The 22,499-nt window shown below is 65.4% G+C and carries 23 protein-coding genes; 20 read left to right on the top strand and 3 right to left on the bottom strand.

All coding sequences use genetic code 11. The features are described from left to right. Positions 1–3: 3 nt before the first annotated feature. The 3 genes from A37U_RS0115395 to A37U_RS0115385 are packed head-to-tail and all read right to left on the bottom strand — an operon-like array spanning position 4 to position 2,650. Entirely contained in the window at positions 4–1,158 is a 1,155-nt protein-coding gene (locus tag A37U_RS0115395) for an acetyl-CoA C-acetyltransferase (RefSeq protein ID WP_020497539.1), read from the bottom strand. Positions 1,159–1,212: 54 nt separating this feature from the next. Then, the gene (locus tag A37U_RS0115390) at positions 1,213–1,812 is read right to left on the bottom strand and encodes a TetR/AcrR family transcriptional regulator (protein WP_082469026.1); all 600 of its coding nucleotides are present in this window, start codon (positions 1,810–1,812) and stop codon (positions 1,213–1,215) included. 40 nt (positions 1,813–1,852) lie between these two features. Then, positions 1,853–2,650: an SDR family NAD(P)-dependent oxidoreductase gene (locus A37U_RS0115385; RefSeq protein ID WP_020497537.1), complete on the bottom strand. Its 798-nt coding sequence runs from the start codon at positions 2,648–2,650 to the stop codon at positions 1,853–1,855. Between the two features lie 99 nt (positions 2,651–2,749). Here A37U_RS0115385 and A37U_RS0115380 point away from each other — a divergent pair, with 99 nt between their 5' ends. The 20 genes from A37U_RS0115380 (at position 2,750) to A37U_RS0115285 (ending at position 22,489) form a co-directional block, all read left to right on the top strand. Next, complete coding sequence (locus A37U_RS0115380; RefSeq protein ID WP_020497536.1) at positions 2,750–3,202, top strand: MaoC family dehydratase; 453 nt, start codon at positions 2,750–2,752, stop codon at positions 3,200–3,202. Further along, positions 3,199–3,936, top strand: a complete 738-nt coding sequence (gene fabG, locus A37U_RS0115375; RefSeq protein ID WP_020497535.1) for a 3-oxoacyl-ACP reductase FabG — start codon at positions 3,199–3,201, stop codon at positions 3,934–3,936. Before A37U_RS0115380 ends, fabG begins: the two co-directional genes overlap by 4 nt. Positions 3,937–3,938: 2 nt before the next feature. Beyond that, a complete protein-coding gene (locus tag A37U_RS0115370) occupies positions 3,939–4,754 on the top strand; it encodes an enoyl-CoA hydratase/isomerase family protein (RefSeq protein ID WP_020497534.1) in 816 nt (271 codons plus the stop codon). 5 nt (positions 4,755–4,759) lie between these two features. After that, positions 4,760–5,533, top strand: coding sequence for an enoyl-CoA hydratase/isomerase family protein (locus A37U_RS0115365; RefSeq protein WP_020497533.1), 774 nt, complete (start codon positions 4,760–4,762; stop codon positions 5,531–5,533). Position 5,534: 1 nt separating this feature from the next. Next, complete coding sequence (locus A37U_RS0115360; RefSeq protein ID WP_020497532.1) at positions 5,535–6,344, top strand: enoyl-CoA hydratase/isomerase family protein; 810 nt, start codon at positions 5,535–5,537, stop codon at positions 6,342–6,344. Between the two features lie 2 nt (positions 6,345–6,346). Continuing rightward, positions 6,347–7,120, top strand: a complete 774-nt coding sequence (locus A37U_RS0115355) for an enoyl-CoA hydratase/isomerase family protein (protein WP_157182847.1) — start codon at positions 6,347–6,349, stop codon at positions 7,118–7,120. A gap of 375 nt (positions 7,121–7,495) precedes the next feature. After that, positions 7,496–9,220 carry a class I adenylate-forming enzyme family protein gene (locus A37U_RS0115350; RefSeq protein ID WP_020497530.1) on the top strand — a complete coding sequence of 575 codons (1,725 nt, stop codon included), beginning with the start codon at positions 7,496–7,498 and terminating at the stop codon, positions 9,218–9,220. Beyond that, complete coding sequence (locus tag A37U_RS0115345; RefSeq protein ID WP_020497529.1) at positions 9,217–10,497, top strand: aromatic ring-hydroxylating oxygenase subunit alpha; 1,281 nt, start codon at positions 9,217–9,219, stop codon at positions 10,495–10,497. The genes A37U_RS0115350 and A37U_RS0115345 overlap by 4 nt, the downstream gene beginning before the upstream one ends. After that, positions 10,494–10,979, top strand: coding sequence for an aromatic-ring-hydroxylating dioxygenase subunit beta (locus tag A37U_RS0115340; protein WP_020497528.1), 486 nt, complete (start codon positions 10,494–10,496; stop codon positions 10,977–10,979). Before A37U_RS0115345 ends, A37U_RS0115340 begins: the two co-directional genes overlap by 4 nt. Positions 10,980–11,011: 32 nt before the next feature. Further along, positions 11,012–11,245, top strand: a complete 234-nt coding sequence (locus tag A37U_RS0115335) for a hypothetical protein (RefSeq protein WP_020497527.1) — start codon at positions 11,012–11,014, stop codon at positions 11,243–11,245. Then, positions 11,242–12,504, top strand: a complete 1,263-nt coding sequence (locus A37U_RS0115330) for an acetyl-CoA hydrolase/transferase family protein (RefSeq protein WP_020497526.1) — start codon at positions 11,242–11,244, stop codon at positions 12,502–12,504. Before A37U_RS0115335 ends, A37U_RS0115330 begins: the two co-directional genes overlap by 4 nt. Continuing rightward, positions 12,501–13,712, top strand: coding sequence for an acetyl-CoA C-acetyltransferase (locus A37U_RS0115325; protein ID WP_020497525.1), 1,212 nt, complete (start codon positions 12,501–12,503; stop codon positions 13,710–13,712). The genes A37U_RS0115330 and A37U_RS0115325 overlap by 4 nt, the downstream gene beginning before the upstream one ends. After that, on the top strand, positions 13,709–15,136 hold the full coding sequence (locus A37U_RS0115320) for an OB-fold domain-containing protein (RefSeq protein ID WP_020497524.1): 1,428 nt from the start codon (positions 13,709–13,711) through the stop codon (positions 15,134–15,136). Before A37U_RS0115325 ends, A37U_RS0115320 begins: the two co-directional genes overlap by 4 nt. Further along, the gene (locus A37U_RS0115315) at positions 15,133–16,326 is read left to right on the top strand and encodes an acetyl-CoA acetyltransferase (protein ID WP_031467854.1); all 1,194 of its coding nucleotides are present in this window, start codon (positions 15,133–15,135) and stop codon (positions 16,324–16,326) included. The genes A37U_RS0115320 and A37U_RS0115315 overlap by 4 nt, the downstream gene beginning before the upstream one ends. Positions 16,327–16,381: 55 nt before the next feature. Further along, positions 16,382–17,605, top strand: coding sequence for an enoyl-CoA hydratase-related protein (locus tag A37U_RS0115310; protein WP_020497522.1), 1,224 nt, complete (start codon positions 16,382–16,384; stop codon positions 17,603–17,605). Between the two features lie 2 nt (positions 17,606–17,607). Beyond that, positions 17,608–18,768: an acyl-CoA dehydrogenase family protein gene (locus tag A37U_RS0115305; RefSeq protein ID WP_020497521.1), complete on the top strand. Its 1,161-nt coding sequence runs from the start codon at positions 17,608–17,610 to the stop codon at positions 18,766–18,768. Between the two features lie 15 nt (positions 18,769–18,783). Next, positions 18,784–19,647: an SDR family oxidoreductase gene (locus A37U_RS0115300; RefSeq protein ID WP_026197247.1), complete on the top strand. Its 864-nt coding sequence runs from the start codon at positions 18,784–18,786 to the stop codon at positions 19,645–19,647. 11 nt (positions 19,648–19,658) lie between these two features. Beyond that, positions 19,659–20,975, top strand: a complete 1,317-nt coding sequence (locus A37U_RS0115295; protein ID WP_020497519.1) for a phytoene desaturase family protein — start codon at positions 19,659–19,661, stop codon at positions 20,973–20,975. A 25-nt stretch (positions 20,976–21,000) separates the two neighbouring features. Further along, entirely contained in the window at positions 21,001–21,195 is a 195-nt protein-coding gene (locus A37U_RS0115290) for a ferredoxin (protein WP_020497518.1), read from the top strand. A gap of 55 nt (positions 21,196–21,250) precedes the next feature. After that, complete coding sequence (locus tag A37U_RS0115285; protein ID WP_020497517.1) at positions 21,251–22,489, top strand: NAD(P)/FAD-dependent oxidoreductase; 1,239 nt, start codon at positions 21,251–21,253, stop codon at positions 22,487–22,489. Positions 22,490–22,499 lie beyond the last annotated feature (10 nt).

Below are 22,499 nucleotides of genomic sequence, written 5' to 3'. Positions count from 1 at the left end.
CGCTCACCCGAGCCGTTCGATGATGGTGACGTTTGCCTGCCCACCGCCTTCGCACATGGTCTGCAGGCCGTACCGTCCTCCGGTGCGCTCCAGTTCGTGGAGCAGGGTGGTCATGATCCTGGCACCCGAGGCACCGAGCGGGTGGCCGAGCGCGATGGCGCCGCCGTTGACGTTGGTTCGTTGCGGGTCGGCCCCGATCTCCCGCAGCCAGGCCATGACCACGCTGGCGAACGCCTCGTTCACCTCGAACAGGTCGATGTCGTCGGCGCTCAGTCCTGCCTTGGCCAGTGCCCGCCGCGTTGCCGGAAGCGGGGCGATCAGCAGGTTGACCGGATCGGCGCCGAGTACCGAAAGGTGGTGGATGCGCGCCCGTGGTGTCAAACCGTGCCTGCGGACCGCTTCGGGGGAGGCGATCAGCAGTGCCGCCGAAGCATCCGATATCTGACTGGACACCGCGGCTGTCAGCCTGCCATCGGGAACCAAGGTCTTCAGCCCTGCCATCTTCTCCGCTGTGGTGTCAGCCCGTGGTCCCTCGTCCTGCTTGATACCGTCGAGCGGTGTGATCTCCGCGTCGAAGCGTCCCTGCTCTTGGGCCTGCACGGCACGTTGATGGCTGCGCAGGGCGAACTGCTCCATATCGGAGCGCTCGAATCCGAACTGCTCCGCGATGGTCTCCGCCGAGTGGAACTGGCTGATCTCCTGCTCGCCGTACCGGTCCTTCCACCCTTGTGATCCTGACCAGGGGTCCGTGGCGCCGTACGGTTCCCCGGCGACGAATGAGCTCAAAATAGGAAACTGACTCATCTTCTGGACGCCGCCGGCGATGATCAGGTCGTCGGTGCCGCTCATGACCGCTTGCGCGGCGAAATGCACCGCCTGTTGTGAAGAGCCGCACTGCCGGTCGATCGTGACCCCCGGGACGGTATCCGGCAGGCCGGCGGCAAGCGCGCTGGTACGCGCGATGTCCCCCGCTTGGGAACCGATCGCGTCGAGACAGCCGAAGATGACGTCGTCGACCGCGGCCGGATCGAAATCGCCTCGCTCGGCCAGGACCCTGATCACATGAGCGCCGAGATCGGCCGGGTGCGTTTGTGCGAGACCGCCGTTGCGCCGGCCGACCGGTGTGCGAACGGCGTCGACGATGTACGCCTCAGGCATGGCTACTCCTTCGGTGGAGATAGGTAGGACTCAACGAATTTAACATATATTCAATTATTCTCGCACCGGTAATGTGGACAATCCGTGCCGGACGATGCTTTGCGCTGTGGAAACGGTTTCGGTGATTGATCCCTGTCGTTCATCCCACCACTCCGGCATCCAGTTCAGCGCACCCATCACCAGCATTCGTGCCGCCCGGAGGTCCACATCAGGCCGGATCTCCCGCGCTTCCCGCGCGTCCTCCAGCAGCCCCCTCCAGAGCGCGATGTAGGCTATTCCGTCGTTGCGGAGCCGTTCCTGTATCGCCTGGGGAAGCTGGCCGATGTTCCGGGTCACGGCGGTGGCGAAGTCCGAGAGCTGTAGCTCGACCTGCAGGTGCGCCTGTACCGCGGTGCAGATGCGGTCCATCGGCGTCTTGCGCTCCGGCAGTGCGGCGAGCGCGGATTCGACATGCTCGCGAAGCCTGAGCTGGCCCACTTTCATGACCTCGGCGATGAGCGCCTCGCGGGATGCGAAGTAGTAATAGACGGCCGGAGTGCGCAGTCCGGCCTGTTCGGCGATGTCGGTCAACCGGGTGGACGAGTATCCTTTCTCACTCAAAATTTTCGCGGCAGCGGCCAACAGGCGGGACCTGGTTGTCGGCGCGGTTTCCATATCGACCACCTTGTTGCTTGGCACTGTGTCGTGGCGTGGTTCACGGCATGGAGTAGCCGCCGCTGATGGAGAAGACTTGTCCGGTCATCTGCCGCGCGGCGATATCGGAGGCGGTCCATACCACGGCATTGGCGACATCGGCGGCGGTTGTCAGCCTGCGCAGCGGAATGCCCTTCGTCAAAGACGCGATCTGCTTTTCGTTGAACACCGAGTCACGGCCCCCGGCCCAGAGGCTGCCCTCTCCCACGGCGCTCTCGCTCTCCGGCAACACCAGGCCCGGGCAGACGACGTTGGCGCGGATGCCGTGCCTGCCGTGTTCTTTCGCGGTCGTGCGGGCCAGGGCCAACAGGCTCGCCTTGGTCGCGCCGTACACTCCCTGCCGTACCTCGCCGAATGCGGCGTCGCTGGCGATGAACACGATCGAGCCGTGTCCGCTCTCGCGCATCGGCTCGATTGCGGCCTGGGTGCACTCGATGGCGGCGAACAGATTGACCTCGACCAGCCGCTGCCAGCGCTGGCGGTCGGTGTCCTCGGCGAGAAAACCAGGGACGCTCCAGCCCGCGTTGTTCACCAGCACGTCGACCCCACCCCACCGTTCGATGAGCTGTTCGACCACCGCGGTACTCGCCGACTCTTTGGTGAGATCGACGGCGGCCACTTCGGCTTCGGCCGCGCCGAGATCCAGGGCCTCGGCGCGGACTTTAGCTGCCTGCTCGCCATCGATATCGCAGATCATGACGCGGGACTCCTCGGCCGCGAAACCGTGCACGATGCCCCGTCCGATGTTCGATGCGCCGCCGGTGATCAGAACGCGAGCGCCGCGCAGGCCGAGATCCATTCCTTACTTCCTTGTCTGAGGAGGGCCTTCGGTTGACAAGGTCATGCTATCGAATTTATGTTCAATTTAAAATATGGAGTCGCTGGATGGAGTATGTGGATGAGGGTCTTCGACGGCATCGCCGAGCTATCGGCTGCTGCCGGTGAGCAACTGGGCACCAGCGACTGGATGATGGTCGACCAGCAGCGGGTGAACACCTTCGCCGACGCCACCGGTGACCACCAGTGGATTCACGTGGACACGCAGCGGGCGGCGCAGGGTCCGTTCGGCACGACGATCGCGCACGGTCTGCTCACCTTGGGCTTGCTACCGACATTCCTGCACGAGATCTACCGTGTCGATAACGTCTCGATGGCGATCAATTACGGCCTCGACAAGGTGCGCTTTCCGGAGCCGGTTCCGGTCGGCGCGAAACTGCGTGCGTCCTCGAAACTGGCCGAGGTGCACCCGCTGGACGGTGCCGTGCAGGCGAAGCTGTCCACCACGCTCGAGGTGCAAGGATCCGAGCGGCCGGCCGCGGTGATCGAGTCGATCGTGCGGTACATCCAGTGAGCGCTCTACTCGCCGGGCGCGCGGCCGTCGTCACCGGTGCCGCGCAGGGTATCGGGTTCGCCATCGCCGAGTCGTTGTACGAACATGGAGCGAAGGTGGCCGTCGCGGACATGGATGGCGACGCCGCGGCCGGGGCGGCCGCCGCGCTGGGATCTGCCGCGCTGCCGCTTCGCTGCGATGTCACCGACGAAGGCTCCGTGGACGCCATGCTGAGTGAGGCTCTCGAATCGTTCGGCTCGCTGGACATTCTTGTCAACAATGCCGGGATAACGCGGGACTCCTCGCTGCGGAAAATGACCATCCAAGATTTCGCCGCGGTCATCGACGTGCACCTCAAGGGAAGTTGGCTGGGGATTCGTGCCGCCTCGAACATCATGCGGGACGCGGGCGGCGGATCGATCGTCAATCTCTCCTCGCTCTCCGGTAAATCCGGTAACCCGGGGCAGACCAATTACAGCGCCGCCAAAGCGGGCATCGTCGGACTCACCAAGTCGGCGGCGAAGGAACTGGCACACAAGGGTGTGCGAGTCAACGCCGTGCAGCCCGGGTTAATCCGCACGCCGATGACCGCAGCCATGTCACCGGAGGTTTTCGCCGAGCGCGAGGCCGCGATTCCGATGCGCCGTGCCGGTCTGCCGGAGGAGGTGGCGGGCGCGGTGCTGTTCCTGGCATCTGACCTCTCGAGCTACATGACCGGAGCGGTGCTAGAGGTCGGCGGGGGGCGATTGATGTGACGATGGGTGAACGCGAGCCGGGTGGGGATGATGTGCTGGCGCTCGACGAGCCGGATCCGGGTGTCGTGCGCCTGACCCTGAACCGCCCGCATCGCTCGAATGCGCTGACCGCCGAGCTGATGAGTGGGCTCGGCGGTGCGCTCGACCGGATCTCGGCCGACCCGGACGTCCGCGTGGTCGTGCTCGCGGGTGCGGGAACGGCGTTCTGCTCGGGCTTCGATCTCGAGGAGATCGAAGGCACGTGGGCACTACCGTTGCCTGAGTTGCTTTCCGCTCAGCAGAACTGGGCGTTGACAACCGCACGGCTCGCCGAGCTCGCGGTACCGGTGATCGCGGCGGTCGATGGTCCCGCGGTGGGAGCGGGCATGTCGCTGGCGTTGGCGGCGGACCTGCGTGTCGCGACGCAGCGGTCGAGGTTCGCGGCGGCATTCGTGCGGATCGGACTCTCGGGTGCCGATATGGGACTGTCGTGGACACTGCCAAGGGTGGTAGGAAGCGGCGTGGCAGCCGAGCTGATGCTGACCGGCAGAGAGCTCGGTGGAGAACAGGCCGCGCGGCTGGGCTTGGTCAACAGCATCTGCGAACCGGAACTACTGCACACAGCGGCGTTGGAGCTTGCCGGCGAGATCGGAGCCAACAGCCCCTTCGGTGTCCGGCTCACCAAACAAGCGCTCCGGACCGGGCAGGATGCATCCTCGCTGCGTGCGGCGATCGACAACGAGAACCGCAATCAGCTGCTCGCTTCCAGAAGCGAGGATATGGCCGAGTCGATGGCCGCCCGGACCCAACGGCGAACGCCCGACTACCGGAATAGGTGAGGCCCGTGAAGGAACAAGGCAACGTGGTCGTCGCGGGCAGGATCGAGGACGCGGTCGGACACATCCTACTCGACCGGCCCGAGGCCATGAACGCCGTCACGGTGGAACTCGGGTCTCAACTCGAACGGGCGCTGCGGGAGATGTCCGAGGCGGTGAACGTGATCGTGATCCGCGGTGCCGGGGGCAATTTCTGTGTCGGAGGCGACTTCCATGAGCTCGAACGGTTGCGGGACCAGGGTAGGGAAGGCCTGCGCCCCCTGTTCGAACATTTCGGGCGTGCCTGTGCGGCGATCGCCGAGTTGCCCGTTCCGGTCATCGCGGCTGTCGAGGGTTATGCCATGGCCGGTGGGTTCGAGCTCATGCAGGCCTGTGATCTCGCTGTGGTTCGCGACGACGCGCGGATTGCGGACAACCATGTCAACTTCGGTCAGGTGCCGGGCGGGGGGAGTTCGCAGCGCCTGCCTCGGCTGCTCGGCAGGCAGCGAGCGCTCGGGCTGCTGCTTTCGGGGGAGCGGCTTACCGGAGCACAGGCGGCCGAATGGGGACTGGCCTACCGAAGTCTGGCACCCGAGCGTTTCGAACAGGATCTCGAAGCGTTCACGAAGCGAATGGCGGACAAGGATCGCGGCGCACTCGCCACGATCAAAAAACTGGTGTATCGGGGGCTGGAGCAGTCCCTGGCGGACGGTATCGCGGGGGAGCAGGAGACCGTCGTGGAGCATGTCGGCGGTTCGGCGGCGCACGCCGGTATCGCCGCATTCAAGCGGAAGGGAGCCTGATATGGCCGAGCAACTGATCGGGTCCGGCCCAGTGCTGTTGAATCTCGATGACCAGGGGATCGCCTGGCTTCGATTGAACCGTCCCGATGCCGCCAACGGCATGAACGTGGAGTTCCTGCGGTCGATGCACAGCGCCATCCTGCGGGTGCACGGGGAGCCGAGGGCGCGGGTGCTGGTTCTCTCCGGTGAAGGGGCGCACTTCTGCGCGGGCGGTGATGTCCGGACGTTCGCTGACAAGGGTGAGCAGTTGCCGGACTATCTGCGGGAGGCGACCGCCTGGCTTCAGATCACCGTATCCGCGTTGACCCAACTGCGCCCGCCGGTCATCGCCTCGGTGCACGGCTTCGCTGCGGGGGGCGGCGGATTCGGGTTGGTCTGCGCCGCCGATCTGGTCATCGCCGCCGAATCGGCGAAGCTCATGTCCGGTGCGGTCCGGGTAGGCATGGCGCCGGACGCGGGTGCTTCGGTCACGCTGTCGCGGCTGGTCGGATTCCGCAAGGCGACCGAGATCCTGTTGACCAATCCGACCCTGACTGCCGCGCAGGCCAAGGAGATCGGCCTGCTGACCGCGGTCGTCCCTGATGGGGAGCTGGCGGCCGAGACCCGCGCCCTCGCCGGTCAGATCGCGGTAGGGGCGCCCCGGGCGATCGCGGAAACGAAACGGCTGCTGTGGCGCGGGATCGGGGCTTCGCTTGAAGAACAACTTCCGGAGGAGGCCAGAGTCGTCTCGACGTTGTCCGGTACGGCCGACTCCCGAGAAGGCCTGGCGGCAGTGCTCGAGCGCCGTCCGCCTGAGTTCACCGGAGCGTGATGATGGGCTCCTGCGTACTCTGCGAGGATCACGGGGCTGTCCGTGTCGTCGCGCTGAACAGGCCTGCCAAACGCAACGCCATCGATCTCGAGCTGCGGGTCGTCCTGGCGCAGCGGCTGGAAGCCGCGATGGCCGATCCTCAGATCCGCGCCATAGTGCTGACCGGTCACGGCGGAACCTTCTGCGCCGGTGGTGACATCTCGACGATGCACAGGCAACCATCGGAGCAGACGGTACCGAGGGCCGAGGCCGCGCAACGGGTCGTGCGGGCCGTCTGGACTGGTGGGAAGCCGGTGATCGCCGCGGTCGAAGGGTTCGCCTTCGGTGCGGGGACGGCGCTCGCCCTCGCTTGTGATCGGATTGTCGCCTCGAACGACAGCGTGTTCAGCACGACCTTCACCGGCGTGGGGCTCGCCGGTGATATGGGCATCTTCGCCTCCTTACCGGCTCGGGTGGGTGCTGCCCAAGCACGTCAGCTGATGCTTTTTCCCCGTCGTCTCCCCGGAGAACAGGCCTATCACCTTGGAATGCTCGACGAGCTTGTCGAGCCGGGGCATGCACTCGAACGGGCCGTCGAGGAAGCGGGAAGCGTCGCGGAAGGCCCTCCGTTGGCACTGGCCGAGATCAAGCGGATGCTCGCGGCCTGGCCAAGGGATCCGCTGGCGGTCCTCGAGGATGAGGTGCGAACACAGGCGGAGCTGTTCGACACCGAGGATTTCGAGGAAGGCGTGGCCGCCTTTCACGAACACCGTAAACCCGTTTTCCGGGGACGTTGAACGCGACGGTGCGGTTCACCGCATACGGGGCAATTCCGCGCTCTCCGGGGCGCGGTTGAGGGCGATCTCGCCGGTCAAAGGGCAGCAGCCGAACCGACGGATGCGTGTGGGTCCATGGGAGAGGCACCAAGCCCCGGCTCGTTGCCTGTTCACGGAGCCGCGGGCGTCGCCGCGTATGACGTTCGGCATGTATCGAATCGGAAGGACAGTCCGGTCGGTCTCGAGCCGGTGGAGCCGCGACCGTGCCACGGCGGATCGGCACGCGTCTCCCCGTCGAGCCCTGGGTTGGGGGCGGGGAGCGAGCTGTCTCCATCGCGGGCTTGCGAAGTCGGGCCACAGTACTTAATCTAATTACGATTAATAACGGAGGTTGTCGTGAGTTCGGATGTGGAACAGCGCCGTTCTCGAATCCGGCGAGAGTTCGAGGTATGGGAGCCGCGCACGCTCGACTCCTGGTTGGAGCGCTGCGCCACGATATTCCATGATCGCCCCTTCGTCATCACCGACGAGCGCTCACTCACCTATGGTGAGACGCGATGTTGGATGCGCAGGCTCGCCGACGGTCTCGCGGCGCTCGGGGTGCGTCCCGGTTCGCGCGTCGGCCTGCTCTCGGCGAATTATCTGGAGTTCGTGCCGTTGAAGTTCGCCATCGCTGCCGCCGGTGCGGTGGCGATTCCATTCAACTACCTCTATCGCCAGGACGAACTGTCGTATGTGCTGGCGCAGTCGGAATGCTCGGTGCTGATCACGATGACCCGGTTCGGCGAGCTCGATTATCTCGCGATGTTGGACGAGATCGCGCCAGGCTGGGAGACCGGTTCGTGTGATTCGCTTCCGGCGTTGCGTCATGTCGTCACGTTCGACACCGGTGGCGGTGCGCGCGAAGGCGTTCGCACCATCGAGGGGCTGGGTGAACTCGGTGACGGCGCCCCCGGTCTGGCGGAGAACACGGTGAAACCGGATGACGTGGGCGACATGCTCTACACCTCCGGTACCACCGGCTCGCCGAAGGGTGTGCTCGTCAGTCATGACGCCGTCTTGCGTACAGCGTATGCCTCGGCCTTGACCAGGGCCTTCGAGGACGGCCGCAAGATCCTTTTCTCTCTTCCCTGCTATCACATGTTCGGTTATATCGAGGGACTGCTCGCGGCAACCGTGGTCGGCGGGGCTGTCGTGCTGCAGCCGTCCTTCGACGCGGTGCGCTACTTCGAGGGGATCCAGCGGCACAAGGTCACAGACATCCTGTGCGTACCGACGATGACGGTGGCGCTGCTCGAACACCCGCGCCGGAACGAGTACGACCTTTCCTCGCTTTCGGCCATTCTCTCCGGTGCGGCACCTGCTCCGGTTTGGCTGTGGAGCCAGGTTCGCGAGGCATTCGGTGTGGACGAGATCGTGACGGGGTACGGAATGACCGAGTGTGGTGGTGCGATGACGCTGACCCTGCCCGAAGACGAGCTCGCGCTGACCTCGGAGACGGCCGGTCGTCCCAAACTCGCCGGATCCGCTGGCGTGGCGGGCGAAGACGCGATCACCGTGTACAAAACCGTGGATCCGGTGACCGGTGACGATCTTCCGAGTGGCAGTGAAGGGGAACTCGCCTCACAGGGGCCGACGAACATGCTCGGTTTCTGGCGTAAGCCGGTGGAAACCGGCGAGGCGCTACGGGACGGCTGGGTCCTTTCCGGTGATCTCGGCAGGATCCGCGATGACGGGTACATCGAGATAACCGGCCGCAGTAAGGAACTGTACAAAAGCGGCGGAGAACTGATCATGCCGAAAGAGATCGAGGATGTCCTCGCGGTTCATCCGGCGATCAGCCAGGTGTTCGCCGTCGGGGTCCCGGATTCACGGTGGGGTGACGCGGGCTGCGTGTGTATTGTCCCCGCACCAGGCGAACGGATCGATACCAACGAGATCCTCACCATCTGCAAGCGGAAACTGGCCAGGTTCAAGGTGCCCAAGCATGTGCTCGTGCTGGATGCCTCGGAACTGCCCACGACTCCGACAGGCAAGGTGCAGAAGTTCCGGCTGACGCAGTGGGCCAGACACCGACTCGCCGAAGAAAACGATGATCGTGGGAAGAAGGTGGACGCGTGAGCGCCACGACCTCTCGGGCCGGTCGCACGACGGCCGGAATCGACTACTCGAAGCTCATTCAACCGGACCGTGTGCACGGTTCGCTCTATACGGACCCGGCGATTTTTGCCGAGGAGCTGGAGCGCATCTGGTACCAGGGATGGGTCTATGTCGGGCACACCAGCGAAGTTCCCGAGCCCGGCGATTATGTACGCAAGAGCATCGGCCCGCAGGACCTGGTGATGACCAGGGACAAGGACGGACAGGTCCACTTGCTGCTGAACCGTTGTGCGCACCGGGGCAACCTTGTCTGCGAGGATGCGCGCGGGAATTCGAACTCGTTTCGCTGTCCGTATCACGGCTGGACCTACCGGAACAACGGCCAGCTGCTGGGTTACCCGTATAACCAGGGTTACGGCGGCAAAGGCAAGCTCGACCTCGCCATGGGCAGTGTCCCGCGTGTCGAGTCCTACCGTGGTTTCGTATTCGGAAGCTTCGCGCACGACGGCCCCAGTCTCGCCGAACACCTCGGTCCCGCGGCCGGTGAGATCGATCGTCTCGCGGCGCTGTCCCCGGAAGGAGAGATCGAACTCAATGCGGGCTGGCTCAAGCACCGGACCCGTGCCAACTGGAAGTTGCTCGCCGAGAACGAGACCGATGGATATCATCCCCAGTTCGTGCACGGTTCGATTTTCAGCGTCACGGGGAGCCCCATCGGGGCCCTCTACAGCGACAAGTCGACAGCGGTCACCCGCAATCTCGGTCACGGACACAGCGAGAACGACCTGCGCCCGGAATTCCGGAATTTCGCGGAGCCCATGCGCTGGTTCGGGACTACGGAATCGCGCGTCCCGGAGTATGTCGCGGCGATGCGCGCGGCGTACGGCGACGATGCCGAGCGGATCCTCATCGAAGGCGCTCCGCACGTGATGATCTTCCCCAATCTGTTCATTGCGGAGATCCAGGTCTTCGTGATCCAGCCGATCGCGGTGAACGAATGCATCCAGCATGCCACCGCGGTGCAGCTGCGCGGTGCGCCGGAGCTGAACAAGCGGATGGTGTCCCAGTCGATCGGTTCGGTGGGGCCCGCCGGAATGCTGTTGGCCGACGACACCGAAATGTATGAACGCAATCAACACGGCGTGGAGCAGCTCCGGCCAGAATGGCTCGACCTCAGCCGGGGGATGAAGCGCGAACGGGTCGACGAGCGAGGACTCACGATCGGCACCGCGACTGACGAAACCGGAATGCGCGGATTCTGGTCCAACTACAAGCAATTGATGGAGGAAGGTCGGTGAACGGGACGACCGAGCAAGAACTACGTAGTATAGAACTGTTCTTGTACCGTGAGGCGCGCTATGCCGACGAGCACGACTATGACGCGTGGGAGGCACTGTGGACCGACGACGCGCTCTATTGGGTTCCTGCGGACGAGGACGCGAACGACCCGCGCACACAGGTCTCGGTGATCTACGACAATCGAAACCGGATTTCGACGAGGCTCAAACAGCTGCGCACCGGTAAGCGATATTCGCAGTCACCGCCGTCGAATCTGCGTCGCCTGCTCACCAACATCGAAGTATTGGGTGTCGACAAGGGAGACACCGTCGTCGGCGCGAATTTCTTCGTTGCCGAGTCGCGAGAGCGCGGAACACAGTTCTGGGCCGGCAGAGTCACCTATCATCTGCGGATCGTCGATGGCGAGTTCCGCATGTCCTACAAGAAGGTCAAATTGGTCGACAGCGACCGCGCCCTGCCGACGATGGCTTTCCTGATCTGATTGGTTCCCTTGCACAGCCAGGAGTTTGTTCCATGAACGACAAGAACGTCCACGGCGTCGTGATCGGCAGCGAGTTCGCCGAGATCGGTGTCATCGTGGACGATGAGGGGAACGGTCCGCGGCTTCGCCTCGAGGACCGTCGCACCGGCCGGGTGCGCCACGTCGACGCGCTGGAGCTCGAAGCGATCATCTGGCTGCCCGAGGGGCATCTGCGCCAGTTGCTCGATCCCTCGGCGGACCGCTGGCGAGAAGACATCGGCCGATGAACGAAGTGCCCCTCGAGCAACTCGATCTGGCCCACTACGTGCACGACGGTGACACCATTGTATGGGGGCAGGCGTGCGCCGAACCATGCAGCCTTACCGAGCTGCTTGTCCGTCAGCGAGCGGAGATCGGCTCGGTGCGCTGTTTCGTGGGTATCCCGGCCACCCGGACCATGCTGGCCGAACACGCCGACCACATTCGGTTCGTCTCGTACTGCGCAAGTGGGGCCAACCGGGAACTGGCCGAGGCGGGCGTCCTGGACGTGCTCCCGGTGCATTACTCGACGCTGCCCCAGCTGCTGAGTACGGGATCGCTACACGCCGATGTGGTGATGCTGCAGCTGCCGCCTGCCGATGAATCCGGTCGTTATTCGCTCGGTCTCGCCGATGACTACGTCTCGGCGGCGATCGGCACGGCTCGCGTCGTGATCGCGGAGGTGAACGATCGGTTGCCGTGGATCTGCGGAGCACGGACCTTGGACACCGGTGAGCTCGACGTGGTGGTGCACACGTCCCGTGCACCCGCACAGCTGCCTACGCGCCGGGGCAACGAGACCATGCGGAGCATCGCCGCGCACGCCGCCGATCTGATCGGAGACGGGGCGACGCTGCAGTTCGGTATAGGTGCCCTCCCCGAGGCGGTACTGGCCGAACTGACCGACCGGCGGGCGCTCGGAATCCATTCCGGTCTGCTCAACGACACCGCCGCCGAGCTCATGGAGGCAGGGGTGGTCACCAACGAGCGTAAGAACATCGATTCCGGCAAGACGGTCGCCGGTGTCCTGATGGGCACGACGAAGTTGTTCCGGTTCGCCGAGCGCAACAGCGCCGTCGTAGTGCGAGAGACCGGATACACCCACGATCCGGCCGTGCTGGCCGGGCAGGACAGGTTCACGGCGATCAATTCCGCCGTCGAGGTGGATTTGACCGGCCAGGTCAACGCCGAATCCGTGAGCGGACGTTATGTGGGAGCCGTCGGAGGATCGGCGGACTTCCTGCGCGGCGCCGCGCGTTCGCGCGGCGGGGTGCCGATCGTCGTGCTGCCCGCGACCGCCGGTGCGAACAGCAGGATCGTGACGCGCCTTTCCGGGCCGGTCAGTGTCGCGCGATCCGACGCCGCCGTGATCGTGACGGAGTTCGGTGTGGCGGATCTGCGCGGTCAACCGCTGCGGGCCAGGCAGGAGCACATGCTGGCTATCGCGCACCCGGAGCACCGCCGTGCCTTGGAAGCAGCCATCGAGGGACAAGGAGCAGTGGCATGAGGCGAGCCGCGATCGTCAGCTCGTTGCGGACACCGGTCGGGGCCTTCGGGGCAACCCTGCGCCCGATTCCGGCACAGGATCTGGCCGCGACGGTGGTGCGTGGCCTTGTCGACCGCTCCGGTGTCGATCCGGAATGGATCGAGGATGTCGTGTTCGCCCAGTCGTATGCGAACTCGGAGGCTCCGTGTATCGGCAGATGGGCGGCCCTTCATGCCGGGCTGCCGATCGAAGTCCCCGGGACACAGACGGATCGCCGTTGTGGTGGCGGTCTGCAGGCGGTCGTGACGGCGGCGATGATGGTGCAAACGGGCGTCGCGGATGTCGTTTTGGCCGGTGGTGTCGAGAGCATGAGCAATATCGAGCACTACACCACCGGTATGCGCTGGGGAAGCCGTTCGGGCAACGTCGCGCTCTACGACCGTCTCGACCGTGGTAGGCAGCGTTCGCAGCCGGAATGGCGATTCGGTCCCATCAGCGGCATGGTCGAGACCGCGGAGAATGTAGTGGACCGTCAGGGGATCACCAGGGAACAGTCAGATGCCCTGGCCGCCGCGAGTCACCAGCGTGCCGCCACGGCACAGCGCGAGGGGCGCTTCGACGCCGAGATCGTGTCCGTGGAGGTGCCGCAGCGCAAAGGCGAGCCGGTGTCGTTCGCGCGAGACGAGGGGATTCGCCCGGACTGTACGGCCGACGCGCTCTCCCGGCTGCCCACCGTGCTGCCTGGTGGGACGGTCACCGCGGGCAACGCAAGCCAGCAGAACGATGCGGCGGCCGCATGTCTCGTGGTCGCTGAGGACCGCCTTGGCGAACTCGGCCTGCGGCCGATGGGTTTTCTACGTGGCTGGACGGTGGTCGGTTGTGACCCCGCGATGATGGGGCTGGGTCCGGTGCGTGCGGTCACCAAGCTGCTGGACCGTACGAAGGTCACCTTCGACGAGCTGGACCTTGTGGAGATCAACGAGGCGTTCGCCGGTCAGGTGCTCGGCGTGCTGAAGGGGTGGGGCCTACGGCCCGGCGAACTCGATGACCGCCTCAACGTCAACGGTTCCGGTATCTCCCTTGGTCATCCGATCGGCGCCACCGGAGTGCGGATCCTGAGCACGATGCTGCACGAGCTGGGGCGCAGGAAGGGGCGATTGGCCCTGGAGACCATGTGTATCGGTGGAGGACAGGGAATGGCTGCTTTGTTCGAGGGAGCGTCCGTATGAGCGGCAAAGGGATCCTCGCGTATGCCTCGCACCTGCCCGTGGGACGGTTGTGGCTCGACGAGCTCGGTGCGGCGCTGGGGACCGGGGCCGGGTCCGGCACTCGGCCGGTGGCCTCGTTCGACGAGGACAGCACGACGATGGGGGTCGAGGCGGCTTCGGCACTGCTGCACGCGCATCCGGCCGAACCCGGTTCGGTCTATTTCGCGACGAGCTCTCCCGTGTATGCGGACAAGACGAACGCGACAACGGTTCATGCCGCCGTCGCTTTGCCGGAAACGGGGTTCGCCGCGGATGTCGCGGGATCGGCGCGCTCGGGTGTCGCGGCTTGCCGCGCCGCGGCGTCCTGCGACGGCCTCGCTGTATTGGCCGATATTCGGACCGGCAAGCCGGGTTCGGTGGACGAAAGCGCCGGAGCCGATGGCTCGGTCGCGCTACTTTTCGGGCCCGCGAGTGATTCTCTCGCCGAGATCCGGCAACAGCACTCGCTCTCGGCCGAAATACTCGATCGATGGCGCGAACCGGGATCGATGGCGGCCGCACAGTGGGAGGAGCGGTTCGGATTCGAAGCGTACCTGCCGCTGCTGCGTCGGGTGGCGATGCGAGTACTGGACGCGGAAGGCATCGAACAGGCCGACCATGTCGTGCTCACCTCCCCCAATCGCGAGATCCGCAAGCGCGGCGTCAAGGTGGTGACCGGAACGCTGTCCACCGAGACCACGGTGGCCGGGCATGCCGGTGCCGCGGATGTCGGCCTGGCGATTGCCGATGCTCTCGACCGGGCCGAACCGGGCGAGACGATTCTGGTGCTGCAGGCCGCCGACGGCTGCGACGCACTGCTGCTGCGCACGACGAGCTTACTGGCCGACCGGCGTCAGCCCACTCCCTTGCGGGCGCGGCTCGGGCAGGGGAACAAGGTCTCCTACCTGACCTACCTGAGCTGGCGTGGGTGGTTGGAGCGCGAACCCCCGCGCCGGCCCGAACCGGAGCGCCCCGCGGGGCCGCCGAGCGCGCGCGGCCGCGCGTGGAAGTTCTCCTTCACCGGAAGCGTGTGCGCCTCGTGTGAGTTCGTGCACCTGCCGCCGGCGAGGGTGTGCAAGCGCTGTGGATCAAGCGCTCCGATGGCAAGCAGGTCCCTGGCCGGTGCCGGGGCGACGGTGGCGACCTACACCGTCGATCGGCTCGCGTTCTCGCCATCACCACCGCTGGTCGAGGCCGTCGTCGATTTCGACGGTGGCGGGCGCTACACCCTGGAAGTGGCGGATGCGCAGCAGGATGCTCTCGCCGTCGGGACCAGGGTCGGGCTCTCCTTCCGGCGGTTGTTCACCGCGGGCGGTGTGCACAACTACTTCTGGAAAGCGCGAGTGCCCGCGGACGGTGCCGCTTCCGGAGTTGAGCAGGAGCATTCGGATGGAGGACGACAGTGAGCAGCAGGGGAATATGTGACCGGGTGGCGGTCGTCGGGATGGGGTGCACCCCTTTCGGCGAACACTGGTCGTCCTCGGCAGAGGATTTGCTGGTGGATGCGGCCGAGGAAGTGCTCGCTGGTGCCCGCATCGCGAACCAGGATATCGACGCGTACTGGCTCGGCACGCTGGGTTCCGGGCAATCCGGTCTGACGTTGAGCCGTGCTCTCTCGGTCGACTACAAGCCGGTGACCAGAGTGGAGAACTACTGCGCGACGGGCTCGGAGGCGTTCCGCAACGCCTGCTACGCGGTGGCTTCCGGAGCCTATGACCGAGTTCTCGCCGTGGGCGTGGAGAAGCTCAAGGATTCCGGGTTCTCCGGACTGCTTCGTTCGGACCCGCCGGGAGACGGCACCGCCGCGGAGCTGAGTCTGACGGCCCCGGCGGCTTTCTCCTTGCTGGACCCGGCCTATTGCGCGCGTTACGGCGTGGATTCGGCCGATGTGCGCGCGGCTATGACTCATATCGCGTGGAAGAACCACGAGAACGGTTCCCGCAACCCGAAGGCGCAGTATCGGTCTCCGGTCAGCAAGGAGAAAATCGAGCAAGCACCGGTGGTCGCGGGCAGACTCGGCGTACTGGACTGTTCCGGTGTCTCGGATGGGGCCGCCGCCGCGCTGATCGTCCGGGCCGAGCATGCGGCGGATTACACCGATCGCCCGATGTATGTGAAGGGGCTCTCGCTCGCGGCCGGGCCGGCGCGAGGAGCGATGGATCCAGATTATGACTATACGACGTTCCCGGAGGTCGTGCACAGCGTGCGCGATGCGTTGCGGCAGGCGGGGGTGGGTGACCCGAGAGAGGAACTTTCCCTTGCCGAGGTACACGATTGCTTCACACCGACCGAGCTCGTGCTGATGGAGGACATGGGGTTCGCCGAGCGGGGGCAGGCGTGGAAAGACATCCTGGAGGGGGCCTTCGAGCTCGACGGTAAGCTACCGGTGAACCCCGACGGGGGGCTGAAATCCTTCGGCCATCCGGTCGGGGCGAGCGGACTGCGAATGCTCTACGAATGCTGGCTCCAGTTCCGTGGCGAGGCAGGCCGTCGCCAGCTGCCGGATCCGAGGCTCGCCCTGACCCATAACCTCGGGGGTCGGCCGGGAAACTGCGTGTCCTTCGTCTCGGTCGTGGGGTCTGAACCGACCATGTGACTTGACGCGGACACAATTTTTTATTTATATTAAATTCATTAATGATGGAGGTTGCGTGGTGGGACCCAAGGATGCGGTGAATCCGGTCCGGGCACGTGAACTCGCGGCCGGACTCTACCGTGCACTGGCTTCGGGTGATCGCGACGAGCTGGACCGGTTGCTGCACCCTGAATTCGTTGGGCGGGCGACCGAAGGGCTGCCCGGTTCACTCGGCGGGACCTACCAGGGCCCCGATGCCATGCGGCGCCGATTCTGGGGCGGCATCGCCCGGCGGTTCACGGCCCGCGCCGAGCCGGAGAGCTTCGTCATGCTCGAAGACGGCAGGCTGCTGGTCGGCGGGCGCTACACCGGCACGGCGAACAGCACGGGCGCCGAGCTCGACGCGGAGTTTCTGCACCTGCTTTCGTTCGCCGAGGGGCGGATCGTCGCGCTTTCCCAGCTGACCGACAGCGCGCGCTGGGAACGGGCGCTCGAAGGTGAGGGCGAGACGCTGGAAGCCGTCGAGTTCAGCGTCGCCGATGGGCTGGCCACGATTCGGCTCAACCGGCCGGATGCCGGTAACGCGCTGAACCAGCAAGCCGCGGATGAACTGTACGAAGTGGCCACGCGCTGCGCCGCGCGCACCGACCTGCGGGCCCTGCTGATCATCGGATCGGGGTCACGGTTCTCGGTGGGCGGTGACATCGCCGAGTTCCAGAGCCCTGGTGGCAGCAGGGGTATGGCCGAAGTGCTGCGGCGGATGACGACTCCGTACCACGATGCCCTGGCGATCATTCACGAACTCGACGTTCCCGTTATCGCCGCGGTGCATGGCGCGGTGGCCGGAGGAGGCCTCGGGTTGATGCACGTGGCCGATATCGTCTTCGCGGCGGAGGGGACCCGCTTCGCCACCGGCTTCTGCGCGCTCGGGCTCTCGGGGGATGGCGGCAACTCGTGGTTTCTGCCGCGGCTGGTCGGCATGCGCAAGGCCGTCGAGCTGTATTTCGAGCAGCGGGTACTCGATGCGCATGAGGCCGAACAGTGGGGGCTGGTCTCGCATGTGGTGCCCGCCGAGGAGCTTGCCGAACGGTCGAGGGAGCTGGCCGTCCGGCTGGCCGCCGGGCCGACCAAAGCGTACGCCGAGATTCGGCAACTACTGCACGCGTGCTGGGCTTCGGGGCTGACCGAACAGCTTTCCGCGGAAATCGAGGCGATCGCGCGCGCCGGAGCGACAGACGACGCCGCGGCTGCGGTGCAGGCCTTTCTGGCCAAGTCAACACCCACGTTCGAAGGACGATAAGCATGGCAGGACTGGTCGTCGACGGTGAGGACTACCGGCTGATCCGGGAGAGTACGGCGAAGATCGCGGCGAAGTACGGCCGCGAGTATTTCGTGGAGCGCGCCGAGAAGGGCGAGCACATCGACGAGCTCTGGAATGAGCTCGGCGAGGCCGGACTGCTCGGCGTGCATCTGCCCGAGGGATCCGGCGGCGGTGGGGCGGGGCTCGCCGAGCTTGCCGTGGTGATCGAAGAACTCGCGGCGCATGGGCTGCCGCTGCTGATCGGGGTCATCTCTCCGGCGATCTGCGGTTCGATCATCGCCGCGCACGGCTCGGTAGACCTGAAAAGCCGATGGCTGCCGGGACTTGCCGACGGGTCGAGGAAGATGGCTTTCGCGTTGACCGAACCCGATGCCGGATCCAACAGCCACAACATCAAGACCGGTGCACGCAGGGACGGTGACGGCTGGGTCGTCTCTGGCGGAAAGTACTATATCTCGGCGGCCGATGAGTGCGAGGCGCTGCTGCTGGTCGCCGCCGACGCGGACGCCCCCGCGGACAGGCGAAGGCCATTGTCGTTGTTCGTCGTGCCGAAGGACGCGCCCGGTGTCACCCTGCAGCGGATCGATACGGCGCTGGTCTCCCCGGACCGGCAGTTCACCGTGTTCCTCGACCAGGTGCGGCTGGGCCCCGAAACACTGATCGGCGAGGCGGGTCAAGGACTGCGCCAGGTGTTCGCGGGCCTGAACCCGGAGCGGATCCTCGCTGCGGCGATCTGTACCGGGGTCGGCCGGTACGCCGTGGCGAGGGCGGCCGAGTACGCGTGTTCCCGGCAGGTGTGGGCGAGTCCGATCGGAGCGCACCAGGGAATCGCGCATCCTCTCGCCGAAGCACATATCTCGGTCGAGCTCGCCAGACTCGCCGTCATGCGGGCGGCGGAGTTGTTCGACACCGGTGAGCAGGCGGCGGAGGCGGCCAACATCGCGAAATTCGCTGCTTCCGAGGCCTCGCTCAAAGCCCTCGACCAGTCCATCCAGACTCACGGCGGGAATGGTCTTTCCCGGGAATATGGGCTCGCCGATCTGTGGTTCGTCACGCGGCTCATGCGCACCGCTCCGGTGAGCAGGGAGATGGTCCTGAACTTCGTAGCCCAGCACAGCCTCCGGCTGCCCGATTCGTACTAGATCGAAGGAGAAAAAATGCCTGGAGTTGCAGATCGCGTTGTCATCGTGACCGGCGCTGGCGGCGGGCTGGGGAGGCGCTACGCCCTGCTACTCGCCGGCTCCGGAGCACGGGTAGTGGTCAACGACCTTGGCGGGGCCCGGGATGGCTCGGGTAATGGCACGGCGATGGCCGACGGCGTCGTCGACGAGATCCGCGCGGCCGGTGGTGAGGCGGTCGCCAGCTATGCCAGTGTAGCGACGGAATCGGGAGCGGCGAGCATCGTCGAGGATGCCGTACGTGCTTTCGGCCGGGTCGACGGGCTGGTGAGCAATGCGGGCATCCTGCGCGACAGGGCATTCCACAAGATGTCAACGCAAGACTGGGACTCGGTGATCCAGGTCCACCTCTACGGTGGATTCCATATGGCGAAGGCGGTCTGGCCGCATTTTCGCGAGCAGGGGCATGGCCGCATCGTCGTTGCTACCTCGACCAGCGGGGTGTACGGCAACTTCGGCCAGGCGAACTACGGATCCGCGAAGGCCGGGCTGATCGGCTTGATCAATACGCTGGCCATCGAAGGGCGCAAACACGGAATCCTCGCCAATGCGGTGGCGCCGATGGCCGCCACCCGGATGACCGAGGACGTTGCGCCACAGGAGTTACTCGACAAGCTGCCCGCCGAACAGGTCGCCCCGATCGTTGGCTATCTCATCAGCGACGAGTGCACGGACACCGGCACGGTGCTTGTAGCCGGGGGAGGGCAGGTGCACCGCGTGCAGTACTTCCAGTCCAAGGGCGTCACTTTCGGCGATACACCGACGGTCCAGGAGGTCGCGCGTCGCTGGCCGGAGATCACCGATATGGACGCTTCCGTTCCGGGCACGAACCCGGTTGGTTGAGAGGAGGAACGTTGGCCAGTACGGAGCATTCGTTCGATGCCCTGGTCGTCGGTGCCGGTGCGGGTGGACTGTTTACCGCAGCACGACTGTCCCACCTCGGTTACCGGACGCTGGTGGTCGAGCGGCTGGAGCATCTCGGCGGTCGCGCGTCCACCCGGGACATCGACGGTTTCAAGGTGAACAACGGTGCGATCGTCATCGAGGTCGAGGGCATCACCGAGCAGACGTTCGAGGAGGTCGGCGCCAAATTCGACATTCGAAGGCCGGATCCGCCCATCCTGTACCGGATCGGTGCAAAGGATGTGGACGTCACCGGTGGTGGCTGGGGCTTTCTGCTCTCGAAGCTGACACGGCAGGGAGCGAAACTCGTCAAGGGGCTCGGTGCGGCGCGTAACGACGAGGGGCTTCCCGAGAACGAGCTTTCCACGGCCGAGTGGGTCGCCAAGTACACGAAAAACGAGTCGGTACACGGAATCTTCCGGAACATGTGTGGTTCGGTATTCGCCGTGGGTTCCGAAGAGCTTCCCGCACGGGTGTTCCTGACTTATTTCACGAGGAAGAGCGCGTTCAAGAAGTTCGGCTTCTGCCCGGAGGGGACCGTCGGAATATGGCGTTCGCTCGCCGAGACGATCACCGCCAACGGCGGCGAGGTGTGGCTTTCCGCCGAGGTCGAGGCGCTGCACATGCGCGATGGCTCGGTCAGCGGCGCGACCGTGCGCAGGAACGGTGAACCGGTCGAGGTGCGGGCCAGCTTCGTGGTCAGCGACGTGGGGCCGGCCGCGACCATCGATCTCGTCGGTCCGCAGCACTTCCCGTCCGACTACCGGAACGCGGTCAGCAAAGGAGACCGTCCGTGCGCGATGATCACCGTCAACTTCGCCAGCAGGGAGCGGTTGGTTCAGGCGCCGGGAATGCTGAGCTTCGCCAATACGCGCAGGCTCTGCTATGTCGCCAATTTCACGGATTCCTGCCCGGAGATGGCACCGCAGGGGTGGCACCTCTACGTGGGTACCGCCGTGCCGAAGCCCGCTATCGGAGATTTCGACGAGGCAGCCGAGACGGAGCTGCTCTTCGAGGAACTCCGGCAGCAGATTCAGGGATTCGACAACGCCAGGATCCTCTCGACCGAGGTGACTCGGGACGGGTGGCCGCCACAGCGCGCGGTCGCCGGGTTCGACATGTCGCGGACCACTCCCATCGCTAACCTCTGGAACGTCGGAGATGGAGTCAAAGAATACGGAAACGGCGGCACGACGGCATGTGCGGAGACCGCGAAGCTCGTCGTGGACGAGATCCTCGCGGGCTACCCGCTCGCTGGGCGGTCCTGATCGAGGCGACAATGAGGAGTCAACGATGAAGATCATCGTCGATCGGTGCAAATGCACGGGGCTTGGGATCTGCGAATCACTCGCACCCGATGTTTTCGAAGTGGACGACAACGGCGATCTGGAGCTGAAGTCCGAGCTGGTTCCCGACGGGCAACTGACCGATGTGCAGGACGCGGTAGCCGGTTGTCCGACCGAGGCGCTCCGGATCGAGGAAGACTGATCGCTTGTGCCGATGGCCTGCACGGGGTCGGCATCGTGGAGTGGAAAGGGATGGGATGGCGCGAAAGAACCTGGTCGTCGTGGGCGCCTCACTGGCCGGTCTGCGAGCTGTCGAAGCCGCGCGGAATAGCGGCTTCGACGGTTCGATCACGCTTGTCGGCGCCGAGGAGCATCTGCCTTATGATCGGCCGCCGCTTTCCAAGGCCTATCTGGACTGGAACGAACCCGGGGCAGAGCCGGAATCGACCACGTTCCGCACCGAATCGGCGCTGCGGGAGGACATGAACGTGCGGCTGGTGCTCGGCCGGAAGGCGACCGGCCTCGACATCGAGCGGAAACGCGTCCTCTTGGACGGAACGTCACTGGACTACGACGCTCTGGTGCTGGCGACAGGGGCCCGCGCGAGGACATTCCCCGGTTCGGAGCGGCTGCGCGGGGTGCATACGCTGCGCACTCTCGATGATGCGGTGGCCGTCCGCTCCGCGCTCGACGAAGGTGCGCGGACCGTTGTGATCGGTGCCGGGTTCATCGGCTCGGAGGTTGCGGCCGGTGCGCGCAAACGAGGACTCGACGTCACGGTGGTCGAGGCTTCTCCGACACCACTGGCCAGGGCGGTCGGCTCGGCGATGGGGAGTGCCTGCGTAGCACTGCACCATCGCAACGGTACGGATCTGCGCTGCGGCGTGGGAGTGGACGCGATCGAAGGCGAACGCGGTGTGGAGCGGGTCGGTCTCTCCGACGGGACGGCCATTCCCGCGGATCTCGTCGTCGTCGGAATCGGGGCCGATCCGTGTACCGAGTGGCTCGAGGGATCGGGACTGCGGCTGGACGACGGCGTGCTCTGCGACCAGCACCTGTCCGCGGGTGCCGACGGGGTTTTCGCAGCCGGCGATGTCGTACGCTGGCACAACGCGCTGTTCGACCGGCCGATGCGGCTCGAGCATTGGACCAGTGCCGCCGAACAGGGTGCGGTCGCCGCACGCAACGCGATCGAACCCGGTTCGGCCAAGGCCTACCAGACGGTGCCCTATTTCTGGTCCGACTGGTACGACAGCCGAATCCAATTCGTCGGCGTGCCGGACGCCGATGAGGTTCGCATAGTGGAGGGCGATCCGGTACGGGACGAGCGTGTGGTGGCGCTCTATCGTCGTGGGGACCGGCTGGTCGGCGTGCTGACGATCAACGGCCAGAACGTGATCATGAAATATCGAGCTCTCATCATGAAACGCACCTGCTGGGACGATGCGAACACCTTCGCCGAAAGCCGGGCGCGGGTACGAGCCCAGTCCCGATGAGGTGTGCGCG

This window comes from Sciscionella marina DSM 45152, from assembly GCF_000379465.1.
Taxonomy (GTDB): Bacteria; Actinomycetota; Actinomycetes; order Mycobacteriales; family Pseudonocardiaceae; genus Sciscionella; species Sciscionella marina.
This window is presented reverse-complemented; position numbering and strand designations above follow the sequence as displayed.